At 54.3% G+C, this 16,674-nt stretch carries 17 protein-coding genes; 3 read left to right on the top strand and 14 right to left on the bottom strand.

Going from position 1 to position 16,674, the window contains the following annotated elements; genetic code table 11:
* Positions 1-10: 10 nt before the first annotated feature.
* Genes cobM through cobJ form a run of 3 tightly spaced genes read left to right on the top strand, consistent with a single transcriptional unit; the run spans position 11 to position 2,725 of the window.
* Positions 11-835 carry a precorrin-4 C(11)-methyltransferase gene (gene cobM, locus WHS46_05885; GenBank protein MEJ5348199.1) on the top strand — a complete coding sequence of 275 codons (825 nt, stop codon included), beginning with the start codon at positions 11-13 and terminating at the stop codon, positions 833-835.
* Positions 810-1,961: a cobalt-precorrin 5A hydrolase gene (locus WHS46_05880; protein ID MEJ5348198.1), complete on the top strand. Its 1,152-nt coding sequence runs from the start codon at positions 810-812 to the stop codon at positions 1,959-1,961. The genes cobM and WHS46_05880 overlap by 26 nt, the downstream gene beginning before the upstream one ends.
* Complete coding sequence (gene cobJ / locus WHS46_05875; protein MEJ5348197.1) at positions 1,853-2,725, top strand: precorrin-3B C(17)-methyltransferase; 873 nt, start codon at positions 1,853-1,855, stop codon at positions 2,723-2,725. The genes WHS46_05880 and cobJ overlap by 109 nt, the downstream gene beginning before the upstream one ends.
* Here the strand turns inward: cobJ and WHS46_05870 are convergent.
* From WHS46_05870 to WHS46_05805, 14 genes are all read right to left on the bottom strand, one after another.
* The gene (locus WHS46_05870) at positions 2,722-3,573 is read right to left on the bottom strand and encodes an HDOD domain-containing protein (GenBank protein ID MEJ5348196.1); all 852 of its coding nucleotides are present in this window, start codon (positions 3,571-3,573) and stop codon (positions 2,722-2,724) included. The genes cobJ and WHS46_05870 overlap by 4 nt on opposite strands.
* A 263-nt stretch (positions 3,574-3,836) precedes the next feature.
* Entirely contained in the window at positions 3,837-4,352 is a 516-nt protein-coding gene (locus WHS46_05865; protein ID MEJ5348195.1) for a dihydrofolate reductase family protein, read from the bottom strand.
* A gap of 18 nt (positions 4,353-4,370) precedes the next feature.
* Positions 4,371-5,390 (bottom strand): peptide-methionine (R)-S-oxide reductase MsrB, encoded by a 1,020-nt coding sequence (gene msrB, locus WHS46_05860; protein MEJ5348194.1) that lies wholly within the window; start codon positions 5,388-5,390, stop codon positions 4,371-4,373.
* A gap of 604 nt (positions 5,391-5,994) precedes the next feature.
* Positions 5,995-6,159: a zinc ribbon domain-containing protein gene (locus WHS46_05855; protein ID MEJ5348193.1), complete on the bottom strand. Its 165-nt coding sequence runs from the start codon at positions 6,157-6,159 to the stop codon at positions 5,995-5,997.
* 257 nt (positions 6,160-6,416) lie between these two features.
* On the bottom strand, positions 6,417-6,710 hold the full coding sequence (gene hgcB, locus WHS46_05850; GenBank protein MEJ5348192.1) for a mercury methylation ferredoxin HgcB: 294 nt from the start codon (positions 6,708-6,710) through the stop codon (positions 6,417-6,419).
* A 48-nt stretch (positions 6,711-6,758) separates the two neighbouring features.
* Positions 6,759-7,892 carry a mercury methylation corrinoid protein HgcA gene (gene hgcA / locus WHS46_05845; GenBank protein MEJ5348191.1) on the bottom strand — a complete coding sequence of 378 codons (1,134 nt, stop codon included), beginning with the start codon at positions 7,890-7,892 and terminating at the stop codon, positions 6,759-6,761.
* A 286-nt stretch (positions 7,893-8,178) separates the two neighbouring features.
* Positions 8,179-9,570 (bottom strand): MFS transporter, encoded by a 1,392-nt coding sequence (locus WHS46_05840; GenBank protein MEJ5348190.1) that lies wholly within the window; start codon positions 9,568-9,570, stop codon positions 8,179-8,181.
* Between the two features lie 409 nt (positions 9,571-9,979).
* Positions 9,980-10,342 (bottom strand): NifB/NifX family molybdenum-iron cluster-binding protein, encoded by a 363-nt coding sequence (locus tag WHS46_05835; GenBank protein MEJ5348189.1) that lies wholly within the window; start codon positions 10,340-10,342, stop codon positions 9,980-9,982.
* Positions 10,343-10,384: 42 nt separating this feature from the next.
* Positions 10,385-11,644 (bottom strand): iron-sulfur cluster carrier protein MrpORP, encoded by a 1,260-nt coding sequence (locus tag WHS46_05830; protein MEJ5348188.1) that lies wholly within the window; start codon positions 11,642-11,644, stop codon positions 10,385-10,387.
* Positions 11,645-12,221: 577 nt separating this feature from the next.
* Positions 12,222-13,670 carry a sigma 54-interacting transcriptional regulator gene (locus WHS46_05825; GenBank protein ID MEJ5348187.1) on the bottom strand — a complete coding sequence of 483 codons (1,449 nt, stop codon included), beginning with the start codon at positions 13,668-13,670 and terminating at the stop codon, positions 12,222-12,224.
* A gap of 6 nt (positions 13,671-13,676) precedes the next feature.
* Complete coding sequence (locus tag WHS46_05820; protein MEJ5348186.1) at positions 13,677-14,573, bottom strand: ATP-binding protein; 897 nt, start codon at positions 14,571-14,573, stop codon at positions 13,677-13,679.
* Positions 14,570-15,478 carry an ATP-binding protein gene (locus tag WHS46_05815; protein MEJ5348185.1) on the bottom strand — a complete coding sequence of 303 codons (909 nt, stop codon included), beginning with the start codon at positions 15,476-15,478 and terminating at the stop codon, positions 14,570-14,572. Before WHS46_05815 ends, WHS46_05820 begins: the two co-directional genes overlap by 4 nt.
* A complete protein-coding gene (locus WHS46_05810; protein ID MEJ5348184.1) occupies positions 15,475-16,140 on the bottom strand; it encodes a hypothetical protein in 666 nt (221 codons plus the stop codon). Before WHS46_05810 ends, WHS46_05815 begins: the two co-directional genes overlap by 4 nt.
* A 198-nt stretch (positions 16,141-16,338) precedes the next feature.
* Positions 16,339-16,527, bottom strand: a complete 189-nt coding sequence (locus WHS46_05805; GenBank protein ID MEJ5348183.1) for a hypothetical protein — start codon at positions 16,525-16,527, stop codon at positions 16,339-16,341.
* Positions 16,528-16,674: the final 147 nt, after the last annotated feature.

Here is a 16,674-nt window from a genome sequence, read left to right as displayed (position 1 = left end):
CGGAGGCTCTATGCAATCCTGCGAGAAATCTCGGGGTCTTGACTTAACGGCACGGAACGAAAACGCCGAACCGTGCTTCGTCTTTTTTGTGGGAGCCGGTCCGGGGAACCCGGACCTCATCACGGTCAAAGGTCAAAGGCTTCTTCGGGAAGCGGACCTGGTGATCTACGCCGGCTCTTTGGTGCCTTCGAGTCTTCTCGGTGTCTGCAAACCCGAGGCGGTGCTCATGGACAGTGCGTCCATGACTTTAGAAGAAACCCATCAGGCCATCATGGACGCCGTGCGTCGTGGGCAAAAAGTGGTGCGGCTACATACGGGGGATCCCAGCCTCTACGGAGCCATTCACGAACAAATGCAGCTCCTGGATGATGCCGGTGTCTTCTATGAAGTGGTTCCCGGCGTGTCCGCCGTTTTTGCCGCGGCGGCTGAGTTGCGATGCCAGTTGACCCTGCCCGAGGTTTCTCAAACGGTCATTGTGACTCGAGCGGCCGGAAAGACCGGGGTGCCGGAAAAAGAATCGCTGGAGCGCCTGGCGACCCATGGGGCCACTCTGGTCATTTACCTCAGTGTCCAACACATAGACCAAGTGGTTCGATCCCTTCGCGACTCTTATGCTCCGGAAACCCCCGTGGTGGTAGCCTACCGCGTGGGCTGGCCGGATCAATGTCTTCTTCGTGGAACTTTGGACACTATCGCCGAACAGGTTCGCCGTGCGGGCATTCGGCGACAAGCTTTGATCATGGTCGGAAAGGTTCTGGACCAAGTCCGGCCTCGTGTTCGCTCTCGACTCTATGACGGATCCTTTGCCCATGGGTTTCGAGATGCCCGTTCTTGATGTGCCTCGCCCTATCGCCGTGGTGTCCATCACGCGGCAAGGAACGGGCTTGGCTTTGCGACTCATGGAAGCCTTGCCTGAATGCACGGTTTATGTGCCGGCACGGCATGGGTTTGCCGTGGCCATGGGGGCTCAACCGTACGGAAGGCTTCGCGACCTTTTTCCACTGTTATGGAAGGATTTCCGGGCTTTGGTTTGTATTATGGCTACAGGGATCGTTGTGCGTTCGCTCGCTCCTCTGCTGCGCTCGAAGACACTGGACCCTGCAGTCGTGGTGGCGGATGAACGGGGCCATTTTGTGATCAGCTTGCTTTCCGGGCATGTGGGAGGTGCCAACAGGCTGGCGCGGATCGTGGCCTCCCTTCTGGGAGGGCAGGCTGTGATTACGACGGGATCCGATGTGTCCCAAAAGCCCGCTCTGGATACCATGGCTTTGGCATCGGGTTTGGTCATGGAAGACATGACCTGGGCGCCTCGGATCACGACGGCCATCCTGGACGAAGAACCTTTCTGGATTTACGACCCTGATGGGCACCTGGCTCCTTATCGTACTGCGATCCAGAGCGCTGTGTGGATGTCAAGGTCGATGCCTGTGTCTGAAATGGATGCCTTCCAGCCGGCCGAGTCTTGGGAGATTTCAGGGGCCTTTGGGGATATGCCCAAGGTGGATCCGACCCAGGTTCCTGGAGTATGGGTGTCAGAACGGCGAAAACCCCAACTATGGCGTGCCGTCGTGCTACGACCTCGGTGTTTGGTGGTCGGTGTCGGCTGTAACCGAAACACTTCGGCACAGGAAATCATCGAAGCCATTGGACATGTCTTTGAGCGGTTCCAGTTGGCTGTGTCATCGGTGCGTACTTTGGCCAGTGTCGATCTGAAAGAGGGAGAACCCGGGCTTCGAGAAGCGGCTCGAAAATTGGGCTGGCCCATCGTTTTTTTTTCCAAGGAAACATTGCAAACACAACAGGTGCCCAACCCTTCATTGATGGTGCACCGACACATAGGAGTTTTTAGCGTATGCGAAGCAGCGGCTCTCAAAGCGGCTCGAAACGGGCGCTTGATTGTGGAGAAACAGAAAACAGCCAATGTCACCGTCGCCGTGGCCAAGGACAGCTTTGGATCGTAAGCCTTGGGCCCGGATCTTCTGAACATCTGACCCCTCGGGCCCTTGAGGCTTTGCAGCAGGCGGAGGTGATCGTCGGCTACAAAACCTATGTGAGTCTCATAGAACCCTTGGTGCAAGGGAAAACCCTTCGTACCAGCGGAATGCGCAAAGAAATGGACCGATGCCGGGAAGCCATTCATCTGGCCTTGGAAGGTTATCGAGTGGCTCTGGTCTCTGGAGGGGATGCCGGTATTTACGGTATGGCCGGGTTGGTTTTTGATGTATGTCAAGCTCAGGGTGTAGCGGTCCGTGACGGTTCCACCTATACGAACACCCCTAGGGATGTTTTGCCCGTGGAAGTCATTCCGGGTGTGGCCGCTTTCAACGCCGCAGCTTCCCTTCTAGGGGCTCCCCTCATGCACGACTTTGCCTCCATCAGCCTCAGCGACCATCTCACACCTTGGAAAGTTATCGAAAAACGTTTGGAAGCCGCGGCTTCAGCCGATTTTGTCCTCGCCCTTTATAACCCTCGAAGTGCCACTCGGCCCGATGTGCTCGATCGAGCCCGAGCCGTCCTGCTTCGTCACCGAATGGGGGAAACACCGGTAGGGGTGGTGCACAAGGCCATGAGGGAAGGCCAGAGGTATTGGGTGACCACCCTGAGGGATCTCGTCTGTGAAGACGTGGACATGCAGACCGTCGTTCTCGTGGGAAACAGCCAAACCTATATCTGGAACGGTTGGATGATCACCCCTCGAGGCTATCTCGAAAAATACGGCACTTAAGAAAAACTCAAAGCCTCGGTGCTCACCACATGACGGATGGCAGCCTCAATCGAGGATAGTTTTTCCGGCGTCAATTTCAAGGCCCGAGCACTGGGAACAGCGGACAGGTCCAGATCAGGCTTTTTAACAGGGCCCAGTTCCAGTTTGTGACAGTAGGCATTGGCCAAGTGAACGATCACGGTCAGAGCCGGCAGAATCTTGGCCGATGCCGGATGATGATGGCATGCAATCGCCTCGACAATTTCTTCCGGAAAACGCCACTTGACGGCCAGCAGGCGTCCCACCTCCGCGTGATCGAAGCCGAAGGTCTCCTGTTCCAAGACACAAAAGGACAAATCAGGATTGTTGTACACTTCTTCAATGATTCGACGCATGGATTCGGATCGATGCGTGAGCAGAATCATTTGGCCCACGTCATGAAGGAGTCCGGCCAGAAAACACTCTTCCTGCTTGGAAAAGCGAAGAACAACCGCCAAGGTTCGAGCCGCGAGGCCGCATCCTACGGCGTGTTCCCAGAGGAGTTTTTCCGTCAGTCCAAAAGGGTCAAAAAGATCCCGAGTTACGGAGGCGAGAACCAAGGCACGTACGGTTTTGAGGCCGATGACCACCACCGCGTCACGAAGCGTGGCGATGGTTCGAGATCGAGCATAGAAAGAAGAATTGGCCAATTTGAGAATTCGAGCCGCCAGAGCCGGATCTTTTGCCAGAATTTTTTGTAAATCTTCCGCACGGGCATTGGGGTCGGCAATTTTTTGAAGGGCCTCGGAAGCCACGTGCGGCATAGCGGGAAGATCTCCGCTGAGCTGTACCAGGTTCTCCAGAGAAGTGCGTGAAGATGCGGGTTTCATCTACCGTCCTCGCAAACGCATGTCCTTAGAATTTGAGACGATCCTGCGGTCGCTTCCCATCCGAAAATCTTCGCCACAACATATCACCACAAAGTGTCTCTTTCTCTTTCGGCTGGATGATTCCGAGACTTCAACAAAATTTTACCCCCTCCAGGCTTGAACACAAAAAAGGCCATCCTTGGAGGATGTTTGTCGGGAATTTCAGGATCGTTTGCACCGCAAAAAACTAGGTTGGTGCTGTTTTAAGTCTTTGGGTCACTGTCTCAGATCTTTTCCGACCTGAGAACGCGATAGCTCAGAACAACCAAATCCTTTCCAAGGCGATCCAACGTTTCCAATTCCAGGTCCATGGAAATTTCGGGAACAAACAGGGAAAGACCGATGCCGAAGATTTTTGGAGACACCGTGACGATGAGACGGTCGATAAGGCCTTCGGCGGCAAAAAGGGAATTGACAACGGCACCCCCGGCCAAAATGACTTCTGTGTATCCCAAGGATTTCAGCCAGGTAAGGACGTTACGGGGTGATTCGGTGGTAAAGACCACGTTGTTCCCGGTGGAGGTCCGTAAAGGGTCCCGAGTCATGACCACATTGAGACGATCTGGAAGCGGCTTTTTCAGGGTTTGAAACGTACGAAAGCCCATGATGACCACTCCAGCCTTGCGAGTGCGCTTCGCGAAGAATTTCTTGTCTTCTGAAGGCGTCCAATCCGGGAAATGGTCCGGGCGTTTCGCGATCTTACCGTCGAGGGTCATGGCCATAAGGACGGTGACTTCCATGGCAAAGCTCATGCCTTGTTATTTATTCTGAAACAACGGTGCATACCGGCCGTAGCCTTCCTTTTCCAAATCTTCGGCTGGAATAAAACGAAGGGCTGCCGAATTGATACAGTAGCGGCGTCCGGTGGGCGGCGGTCCGTCATCGAACACATGACCCAGATGCGAATCGCCGTAACGGCTTCGTACTTCCGTGCGCACCATGAAAAGAGAACGATCTTGACGCTCCACGACGTGATCGGGGTCCAAAGGTCGTGTAAAACTAGGCCAGCCGGTGCCGGAATCGAACTTGTCCAGGGAACTGAACAAAGGTTCTCCTGAGACAACATCCACATAAATTCCCGGTTTCTTGTTATCCCAATACTCGTTCTGAAACGGGGGTTCCGTGCCGCTCTGCTGCGTGACCTTATATTGCATGGGAGTCAAGCGTTTGCGCAGTTCTTCATCGTCCGGCTTGCGCCATGGACAGTCTGACATACAAGGCGGCACGTTGGAGACCGGCTTCTGCTTCCATACCTTTTTCAGAAAGGCATCCCGCCCGGAGTTTGCTCGATAAAGATGGTACCTTTGAGGCGACTTGGCATGAAAATCTTGATGATACTCTTCTGCTGGATAGAACTTTTGCAACGGAAGAATTTCCGTCACAATAGGTTTAGAAAATCTGCCCGAAGCTTCCAGTTTTTGGCGCGATGCTTCCGCAAGGCGCTGTTGTTCCTCGTTGTGGTAAAAAATCGCTGTCCTGTATTGGGGACCACGGTCCACAAACTGTCCATCGGGATCCGTGGGATCAATATGGCGCCAGAAAACATCCAGGAGCTGTTCATAAGAAACCTTTGTGGGATCGTAGATAACTTGAACGGCTTCCACGTGTCCGGAACGCCCAGAGGACACCTGCTCATAGGTCGGGCTTTCCAGATAACCTCCCGTATATCCTGAAACCACTTCAAGGACCCCGTCCACCTTTTCAAAATCCGATTCCACACACCAGAAACAACCGCCGGCAAAGGTTGCCGTTTCCCTTCGTTCCTCGCTTTTTGTCATGGCTGAAACTCCTTGTTGTGACAACCAAAAAATGAACCCAAGAAAGACAATAATGTCTATCCACTCGAAAGCACATCGGCTTTTACCCTGAAAAGAATCTTCCACCGGCACACCCATTGGCTCCTCCATCGTCTGCGATGATTTTTCATCCACTCGACATCTTTGGGTATACCTATAATCATGAAACAAGCTGGCTGCATGACCTATCGGACTGTCTCCGCCACATTAGCAACCTCCGTAGTCGCCGTAACACGCACTTTTTCGGCTTGGCCTTTATACCGGCAGTTATCCACACCTGAGCCCTGCAAGCCTCCGGGAACCCTTCTCTCTCTGAGAGCACGTGAATGCTTCCGGCATCATGAAAGAGCCGGGGCCCGCGCTTTCAGGAAAAGACCGAGTTACAGGCTTGTAGGGGCGAGGCGTTGCCAAGCCCCTTCTTTCTAATGACAGGAGACGCCTTGGGGGTGGCGGGTTCTCGGATAAGCTCCTGGGCCTTAGAGATTTTGCAAGGGAAGTTTTTTGAAAGGTGAAAGGCGAAAACTGTGAGGATTGTTTGATGTTCAGGCCCCTTGGCAAAAGGGGCCTCGGATTCGAAAGCGGCGATTCAGCTTTTTTTGCTCGTTTGGGCCGTAAAAATAGACATGAGCTGCTTTACTTGGGTGCTTCGGCATTCAGGGCAGTGTACGGGATTTTTCCCGTGCTCCGAAATGCTCTGTATGATGGTAAATTCCTTTTGGCACGACTGGCATTGGTACTCGTACGTGGGCATGGCATCCTCCTTTGATCTTCAAGGGATCGTGTCACGCCTTTTTAGAAATTTGAAAGCTGTTACTCAAAAATACCATGGATGCTGGGAACCGCCAAGGGACGAACATCTTTTGGAAGGAAGAATTTTTTTCTGGAGCCTGTCCGGGAACTCGGAACACCAAGGTTTTTCTGGGGATCTCAAGGTAGGGCGAGGCGCCGCTTCGCTTCTACCGCATGCCCTTATGGTTCAAAAAGCTTTCGTTTTGATCGATGGGGAGTTCAGCAGCAACCCGCATCCAAGCTGCAGCAGCCTTCGCCCGATCGCCCGATCATACTGTTGATCACCGCCTGAGCACATCCGACACCCGTTTTAACAAAGATGGCATCGGCTGGGCAGTTTCGCGCACATGCGCCGCATTCCATACAAGCATCTCGAAAAGCAAGGTGCACCGTGCCGTTTTCCTTGACAAACACCCCATGAGGACAGACGAGGGTGCAAAAGCCGCATCCTACGCATTTTTCCGGATGCCATTGAAGAGTGACCACGTTCTTAAGGTAAACGAGGCGCTTCATACGCCGAATCCTCCTCTGATATGCTTTACTTTCACGTCCCTTCTCAATTTAGCATGCAAGGCACCGAGCCCAAAGCCATGTGCCAAGAAAACCTAAAAAAAGCAGTATTTCCAGCGGCACCGCCCAACGCATCTCGCGGCGGACTCCGGAAAGGGACGTGTAAGTGGAAGAGCCTGTGAAATTCATGGCCAGAAAGGCCGAAACCGAAAGAAGACCCGAAATCCATGAAATCAGCTCGAGCGGCTGCAGAAACTGAAAATGCCCAAGCACCCAAAGGAAAACAGTACAGAAACCACCAGCGAAAAGTCCTTTCGTGGTAAAGGCTCGGCCGGGAAGCCATGGCAGCAAAACAGGAGTCAGGACGGCACCCGAGACGATGCCTGCCAGTAAGGCGCTCACAGGGCCCATGGCCGTCTTCCAGGCCGATTCCCAAAACGGGCCCGTGCCAAGAATGCCTCCGAGGATAAAGAAACCAGCGGCAATCATCATGGCCCATTTGAGACTGTGCACCAATTCCACCGGTATGAGCACCAGGCGTTCTTTCAATGGAAATTTTTTGCGTCGCATGGATTCCGTCGCTTTGAAATCGGCGTCGAGGTAGGCGGGAAGGTCTCGAGCTTCCACGGGACCGAAAAGAGCGGCAAAACCGGTCTGGGCCTTGATCTCTCGAGCCGTCACACCAGGGGCTGAAAGCTGCGGCAGAATTACTGTCCTGTGGGTCACAATACCTTCCAGGCGGGAAGCCTTTAGGCGAAAAATCACTTCTTGAGTGCCGAAGGTTCCCTTTCCTGCGGCACACCAAACATTGATCCCTTTGGTGTCCACCACCAGAATCCAAGCATGACGTCCTTGCAAGGCCGCTCGCAGCGTATCAAAGCTCAACTTGTAATTCGCCGTGACCAGCACGGGGTCCTTAGGGCTCGGATTACCCAGGGCGTACAGGCCGGGATCTACGGTGGAACGCGTTCTTTTATAGCCCCAGCGCACCTGAAAAGCGCCCCGGCGATCCCGAGCCGTCAAAACCGAGGATACCCTAGGTACGGGTCCGACAGCCGTATCTACGCATCCGACCACAAAAGGCTGATCCATGCGAGGAGGGCTCACCTGAGTCGTCTTTTTGGGTGGTCAACATGAGGATCGCGGCTTGAGGTTCGGAGCACAACACGGCTCGGCCGACCTCACAAGAAGTTGGGGAGATTTTCTGTCCATAAAAATCCTCGTCGAGGTGCTGTCAGGAAAGAATCTTCGCGCTTTTTAGAGTAGTTGGGAGTCGTCTTTGAGTCAATCGGTTCAAAAACAGAACCGTAGGAGTTTGTGTGAGAATAGGAAAAGGCGATGGCTTTTCTGGGAGCGCGGGCCTCTGGTCCGCCCGCCGAGAAAACAAAGGGTCGGGGACCTGGGAGCAAGGCGCCGCCTCGCCCCAAAGTCATGGGCCGGAACGGCTTATTCTAAATTATCGGATCAGCTTTTAGGGCTGGATGGACTCCTTCCTTGTGCGGGAATCCGGATTTGGAGCCAGGCGCAGAAAGACCAAGGCAACCATCGTGGCCAGAAAGGATAGGCTCATGTGTCCCTGAAGCGTGTGGGTGTGTTCCCAGAGCCACGGACCCACCAAAGCTCCTATCACACGACCGGCCACCATGAGACTGTAGTTGGCGGAAAGCCAGCGTTTTCGTGCGTTGGGATCGATTTCGGACATGTAAGGAAAGGAGCTCACTACGGTAAATTCAAAGAAATAGGCGATGCCGCCGAAAACGACCACGGAAAGGGCAAGGGAGCTTTGCGCAATAAAAAGAGCCGCATAGCATGCGGAGGCTCCCAAAAGGCCGGCAGCCAAAGCCCGCTTTTTTCCCAACCGGTCCACCACTAAGGCCACGCTCAATTCCGCTGCCAATTCCATGATGCCGATACCTGTGGAAAGAAGCCCTAAAGAGCCGATTCCCACGGAGAAGCGAAATTCCACCCAGGCCCCGTAAACGATCATAAGGCTTTCGTTGGCAAGCAGCGCAAAAAAAGTCACACACAAGGCGGGCCAGAGCCTTGGATGCGAGACGACCGCCAACACTTTAGAGGCCGTGCTGTTCTGGGATGCTGGAACTTGATCCGACAACGGCGATTTTTCGAGATTCGCGGGTGTCTTGTCCGAAAGAGAGGTGAACCGAAGGTCCGCGCTTTCGGGAATAGATTCGTGACTTCGAACTGGGCAAGAAGCCTTCAAGGTGGCTGGAGTGATGTTTCTTGAAGGAGCGGATTTTTGGGCGGCACAAGAAGCTCGTGACGAATGAAAGATTTCTGGATGACTTTGCGGCGCAGCCGGCATGCGCGCTGTGAGCAGCAAGAGAAAAATCCCCATCACGCCCACGGCTACGTAGGGCACATGCCAGCCGTAGTGAGCGATCAAGAATCCCCCGAGGGGCATGCCCACAAACCACGACGCTGACCAAGATGATTCCAGAAACCCCAAGGCTCGAGCTCGAAGCGCATACGGCACGTGGGCGCTTACGTAAGATTGCACGGAGGGGTTATAGGCGGCATGGGCAAGACCCGTAAAAATGAAACCGATCAGAACCCACGCATAGCTTGCTCGAGATCCGATACACAAACCACCTATGGCAAGAAAAAAAAGGCCGAGAAGCAGGCCGAGCTTTTCCCCCTTCTTTTCGGTGAGAAGACCAAAGAGGATGCTCAGGAGGCCCACAAAGGATCGAACAGCCACCAAAAACCCGGCCTGTTCCATACTCAGGCCCAGACCCCGGGCAATGGTGGGAAGAAAAGGATAAGCCAGGCGCACTCCAGCATTAAGCCAGAGCCGACTGAAAAGCAAAATCCACCAGCGACCAGCCGGCATTCCCAGGAACAATGAAAAAGCCTCCCTACAGCTGTCATTTCATCGCTCCGCCTGGAATGTCACGGAGCATGCCCCTTTCCAAAAGCCGTCACGAATTGAAGGAGCCTGTCCGAGAACGCATTTTCCCTCGGAAGCTCGGGTGTCCCGCCAGGAAAAATGGAGGGTCAGAGGCCCAAGTTCCCAGGAAAAGGCACAGTTTCAGGCTTGTAGGGGCGAGGCGGCGCCTCACCCCTACAAGCTGGACTGTTCCCCAGAGGCGCAGACCTTTGGCCGACTTCTTATGCAGACGTCGTGCCCGCGCTACCATGCAAAGACTGTTCTCGGACAAACCCCCATGACGATGTGGTCTAAAGGGGCACGGCACCTTAACAGAAGACCGTTCCGTTGTCCCGAAAAAATGTAGAAGCCTTGAGAGAGCGAATCAGCTCCAGTGCCCTTCCACATTTGGTGCGCCGGCGCGCTTCCAACACCCCTCCTTGTAACTTGCCACCGCGTCTTTCACCGATCCTGAAACACCTGTAAAGACGGGTATGCCTGCAGCCTGCAGCACCTGAAATGCTTTAGGACCACAGTTTCCTGTAAGGACCGCGGACGGCTTATGTCGTGCCACCAGGGATGCCGCTTGAACGCCGGCACCCTGGGCTGCTTGAAGGTTTTGACTGTTCGATAGCACTTCAAAGGCCATGGTTTCGGTGTCCACCAATAGAAAATAGCCGGCCCGACCAAACCTTGGGTCTACTTGAGCCTCCAGATCTTTTCCCGTACTGCTTACAGCGACAATCATCTTTATGCTCCCTCTATGGGGTTGCCTCTGGACCAGCCCGACTCAATGGTCACAAACATTAGGCCCGCATACCAGCGTCCCTTTCAGGTAGTCCCGAACCAAGGCGTAAGGGTCCTTGGCGGGAGCTCCCGTCAACACTTCAATGCCTCGCTCCTGAAAAAGGCTGATCGCTCTTTGGCCCATGCCACCCGCAATCACGAGACGAACTCCTTGGTCCGCCAGCCACCGAGGTAAGAGCCCCGGTTCGTGAGGAGGTGGGGTGACTTCGACGCGGTTTTGAACCTCGGAACCCAAAACATCGATAAACACGAAACTTTCGCAATGCCCGAAATGTTGGCATAGGGTGCCATGGGCCATTGGAATGGCAATGCGGAAAAGATCGTTTTTCATGCCAGGCGTTTTCGAATTTGTTATTTTTTCTGCCTCCCTGCTCGGTGTTTCCTCTGGAACAGAACAGCGTTCGATAACGTTTTGCGCCAAATTGAGAAGAGCTTCGGCAAAGGGGCTTTGGCCCTGATTGAACAGATTAAGCATGGCTCCGGCGTCTGAGGAAGTCACCACATCCAGGTCAAAGGGAAGGCTTGCAAGAAAGGGCACCTGCATTCTTTCCGCGGTGCGTCGGCCTCCTCCGAAGCCGAAAACATGAACTTGCTGGCCGCAGTGAGGACAGTGAAGAGCGCTCATGTTTTCCACCAAACCTAATATGGGCACATGGGCTTTGCGGCAGAAATTGATGGATTTGCGAACGTCTTGGAGTGCGATTTCTTGCGGTGTCGTAACAATCACGGCATGCACATCGGGAATGGTCTGAGCAACGCTCAAAGGCTCATCACCTGTGCCCGGAGGACAGTCGATGATCAGGTAATCCAAGCGCCCCCAATGCACTTGGCCGATAAACTGTTTGATGACACCGTGCTTGACAGGTCCCCGCCAAATAACGGCGGCGTCGGGGTCATCCAAGAGAAACTGCATGGAAACTACGGAGAGGTTCTCGGACAAGGCGCGAGGCATCAGACGCTTTTGATCGTCCAGCTCAAAGGATCCTTGGAGACCCAATATTTTCGGAATACTGGGGCCGTGAAGATCCACATCCAGCAATCCCACACGGTAGCCTTTATGGCTCAAAGCAGCGGCCAGCCCGGCCGCCACACTGCTTTTGCCCACTCCTCCCTTTCCGCTCATGACCAAGAGTTTATGGGTGATATGACGGAACTGATGGCGTAGCCGCGCAACCTCCTCCTCCACGCAGTGTTTCTTCTTTCCGGAACAGGCGACCTCTTCGCGAGACACAGAGCCGCTCATGATCTTTCGAACCTCCTTCAAAAGTGTTTTGTGGGCTCCCCCATCTTTCTCATGGGGAGCGTTGGAACGTCGAACGCAGCCGAAGAAGCTGTCAAGGACCGTGCCAGAATCCTCGGTATCCACACGGACAGCCCAAAACCCAGGCCGGCCGTGAAGAATAAGAGTCATGAGCAAACTTGGAGGAGAAAGCCGGTTTTTAAAAAGGGAACAAAACGCACCAGAAGGCCTGAAACGAAGGTTCCAAAGACGTTCGAAAAGCTCCCTTTCTCTTTTCAGCGTGTGGGAAGGACTGTCATGAGGAGTTTGTCCGACAATTGAGAATAAGCCATTCCAGGCCAACATTTAGGGGCTGGGCACCCCGTGCCCCTACTCCGTCCCACGCCTTTTGTTTTCTTGGGAGTGCGGGCCTTCGGCTCGCAAAACAAGCGAGCCAAAGCTACATATGCCAAGAAAGAACACACTTTCAGGCTTGTAGAGGCGAGGCGCCGCCTCGCCTTTGCCTTGAACCAACAAGAGACCTTGCTGGAGTGAGTTTTCAGACAGGCTGTTAGGGTCAGAATGTGGAAATGCACGGGGATCAATGGGTCCGGCGGATGCGGTTCTTTCGGCCCTGTGAGGGGATTTGGGAATCTAGACCGTGTCGAAGGATTTTGCGGCGCAGTGTGTTTTTATCGATGCCCAATTCCCGAGCGGTAGCCATACGTTTCCAGTGATTGCGTTCCAAAGCTTCCCAAATGGCGCGTTTTTCGATGTCGTTTAGAGTCCAGCCGGAGGGTGGCTCAAAACCAGAAAACCCTCTCTGAAGATGCTCCGGTAGATGTTCCGGCCGAATCCAACCCTCGGGACACAAAATAAAGGCGTGTTCGATAGCGTTTTCCAGTTCTCTGATGTTTCCGGGCCAGTCATGATTCATAAAGATCTTCAAGGCCTCATGGCTTAAGCCCAAAATTTTCTTATTTTGAAGCCGATTAAAACGGTCCACAAAATGATTCACCAAAAGAGGGATGTCTTCTCGGCGTTGCGACAGAGGCGGGAGCCACAGTTTCACCACGTTGATGCGGTAAAAGAGATCTTTTCGAAAGAGGCCTTGTTCCACAAGGGCTTCGAGGTCCTTGTTGGAAGCAGCGATGATGCGCACATTGGCCGTGCAGCTTTTGGAAGATCCCAGAGGCTCATAAACCCGCTCTTCCAGAACCCTGAGAAGGCGTACCTGAAGCGCCGCAGAGATGTCCCCGATCTCGTCCAGAAACAAAGTACCTCCCTCCGCCAAGGCAAAACGCCCAAGACGGTTTCGTTTGGCGTCGGTAAAAGCACCGGCCACGTGCCCAAACAATTCAGACTCCAACAGGGTATCTGGAAGAGCCCCGCAATTGACGGCCACAAAAGGTCCCTTGGCCCTACGGCTCAAAGAATGAATGGCGCGTGCCAGGACTTCTTTGCCGGTCCCGCTTTCGCCCTGAATCAGCACTGTACTCTCACTTTGAGCGATTTGCGGCAAGATGCTAAACAGCCGCTGCATCATGGGAGATTTGGAAAGAATATCACCAAACCGATATTTCTTTTGAATTTCTCGGCGAAGAGTTTCAACGTCCGTGAGATCTCGAAAGGTTTCAACGCCTCCAAGGATGCGGCCCGCTTCATCTCTAAGAAGGGCTGTGCTGATGCTGATAGGGACTTCCCGGTTCTCGGCGTTCAAAATAGCCACCGATTGTTCCACCAAGGGTTTTCCTGTTTCCATGGTGTGGCGCAGAGCACACGCCGTTTCACAAATGTTGGTCCGAAAAACTTCGCAACATAGCTTTCCCAGAGCTTCCCGCGCCGAAACGCCTGTGATTCTTTCGGCGGCTTTGTTGAAAAAGGTGATACGAAACTCGGTATCGACGGTGAAAACCCCGTCGGCGATGCTGTCTAAAATAATGCGAGCCCCCTTCAGGGCGAGATCCGAGGCGTCGGCGCAGGATACCGCCCTGACTTCGTTCAAAGAGACGTCTTCATGGGCGCTCAACGGCTCTCCCCATTCTTTCATTGAAGGTTACTCGACGACAGCCTCGTCTTCGATCTGACGGTTTTCATGCATCAGGCGTTGCAAACGACGCCACACCCCTTCGATGGCTCGTATTACCGCCGACTCACCATATTCCATTAAACTTCGACCGGCAACCTGAGCGCGAGTCACCACGGGGTCGAAAGGAATGTGACCTAGAAAGAAGGCTCCTCTTGCCTGGGCTACGTGAGCGATCTGTTGTGCCTCCTCCGGATGCAGATCCCACTTGTTGACGCACACTGCCGCCGGCACACCGAAGTGTTTGGCCAGATCCAGAACCCGTTCCACATCGTGACGTCCGGAAACGGTGGGTTCCGCCACGGCCAGCACCGCGTGGGCGTTTCCTACGGAGGCGATCACGGGGCATCCCACTCCCGGTGGGCCGTCTGTAAGAATCATTTCGATTTGCCGATTTTCCGCGAGGCGTCGAGCTTCCCGGCGAACGAGGGCCACCAACTTTCCGGAATTCTCTTCCGCAATACCCAGTCGAGCATGCACCATGGGGCCAAAGGGTGTTTCCGAAATGTACCATTGCCCGCAGGTTTTTTCCACAAAGTGCACGGCCTGAGCCGGGCACAAATGAGCGCATACGCCGCAACCTTCACAAAGCAGAGGATTTACGCGAAAGGAGGGATCAATGGCTTCAAAACGGCACCAGGAAAGGCATGAGCCGCATTGGGTGCATCGTTGGGGGTCGATGATAGCTTCATGACCCGAGATGAAGGGATAAGTTTCCACAACACGAGGCTGGGTGACCAAATGAAGGTCTGCGGCGTCCACATCGGCGTCGCATAAGACCAAGTTTCCGGCCAGAGCCGCAAAGGCTGCCACCAGGCTGGTTTTCCCCGTTCCTCCCTTTCCACTGATGACCACCAACTCTTTCATCGTGACACCTCACGGACGCCTTGAGACATGACGGCCCCCTTCTCGGCGCGGCTCAGCCTGGCTTCGTGCCCCTGCCGAAGGCTTTCATAAAGTTGGAGCATCATGTCACGCCATGGGGGAAAAATTTCCACCAGAAGATGACCTCGAGCGTAATGTTCGGCCACATGCCGGTCAAAGGGAATTTCCAAATGAATGGTGAGGCTTTCTCGACGGGCGTATTCTCGAACACGATCGTCTCCCATGTCACACCGGTTGATCACAAGGCCGCAGGGAATCCTCATCTTTTTGACAGCGCCGACGGCCAGTTCCAGATCATTTAAGCCAAAAGGTGTGGGTTCGGTCACAAGCAAGACATAGTCGGCTCCCCATAGACTCGTCACCACGGGACACGACGTTCCCGGAGGAGCGTCCACGATGGTTACAGGGCCTGAGGGAAAAGAACCGGCCGTTTGGCGCACCCTGCGAATGAGAGGCGGCGCCATGGCTTCTCCGATACGAAGGAGGCCGTCCACGAATTGAATGGAACCGCGCCGTCCCCTGCGAAGCTCGCCTACCTGCCGCTGTGTCCAGGAAACAGCCTGTTCAGGGCATACCAAAGCACACCCGCCGCAACTGTGGCAGAGTTCGGGAAAGGTCAGCACTGTTTCCGGAAGAACTGCCAAGGCCTTAAACTGACACAGTTCCTCACAGGCCCCACAGCGCGTGCACTTGTCCACGTCGATTCTGGGCACATCCAGGGTTACCGGAACCGTAGCGTCCCACTGAGGCTTGAGAAAAAGATGGGCATTGGGTTCTTCCACATCGCAATCCGCAAAAACGACTGGGCATGGAAGGGCGGCGGCCAGATTGCATGCCAAGGTGGTTTTTCCGGTGCCGCCTTTCCCGCTGGCGATGGCAAGAATCATGACATCTCCCCCCGCACCATGGCCGCTCCGCATTTGGGACAGGTCATTTCCAGGCAGGGGATTCCTTGGCGATGAGGCACCTTTTCCCCGCACTTTGGGCAAACGCAGACAGCGGGGGCTCCTTGAGCTCCACGACCCGAACCGAAACCTTGACCCTGTCCTCCTTGCCCGCGACCTCCAGCTCCCGAACCTCGGCCACGACCTTGACCTCCCCCTCTCCCTTGTCCTCCTTTACCGCCTCCAGATCCTGCACATCCTCGACCTCTTCCTGGTGCCATGATTTCTCCTTTGCTTTTTCCTTCATTTCTGCACCACCGATACCGCCTGGGACCACGACATCCGGGCATCCAAAATTCAGGCTCATCCAGCCGCCCGGCAGCATAAGCCTCCACAACTCTGCGGACGTCTCCCGCGACCCCATGGAACACACGAAACCCCAATCCCTCCGCATAAAAAAGCAACTCTCGACTCACGGCGCCGCAGATCAAAGTGATCACGTCTTGAGCCTTCAGTCGTTCTAAGGTTTCGTAAGGGTTGGAAACGGTCCACGCTGAAACGGTGCCGACTTCACCCTGCAATTTCCGTGGGTCGACGAGAAGAATCTGCGTACACCAGTCCAAAACCGGAGCCACTCGGCCCCTGAAAACAGCCACCGCCACCATGGGTCACTCCTTGCGTCAGTTATCAGAATATGGGCAAGATTCATGCCCATGAAGGCCGGGCTTCCGAAAAGGGTGAATCGCTGTCTAAATAGGTGGGGGAAAACAGGGAAAGCTTACGATGAGAAGAGATCCAAGAAGGGGCATATTGTTCCCTTAAGAGGAAAGACATGGAACAATATGCCCCTAAGATCAAGTAAGCTATTTGCTGGATTTGTAGCTTTCCTGAAAAACTTGTGGGTTGACGTTTCCCGAACCGGGTCCGCCGCATTCCGGAATGTAGCAAGTGACGTCAAGGAATTCGCATTTTTCCTTGCACGAAGGGCAGGTTTCGGGCGGTGTGACCGCATCCAGGGTGTGACCGCATTTGTTACATTTCCACATGGTCATGGTGACTCCTCCTTTTTTGAACGGCAGCAAAGATCAAAAGCTTCCAAAGAGCCGGCTGTTCGTGAAGCCGAACTCGTATGACTTTTTTCGCATATCCCTTGTGAAAAAGAAAGGTAGGAAACACTGGGCGGTCAAGGGAACTCTTTG

It is taken from the genome of Desulfosoma sp. (assembly GCA_037481875.1).
In the GTDB taxonomy this organism is placed as follows: domain Bacteria; phylum Desulfobacterota; class Syntrophobacteria; order Syntrophobacterales; family DSM-9756; genus Desulfosoma.
This window is presented reverse-complemented; position numbering and strand designations above follow the sequence as displayed.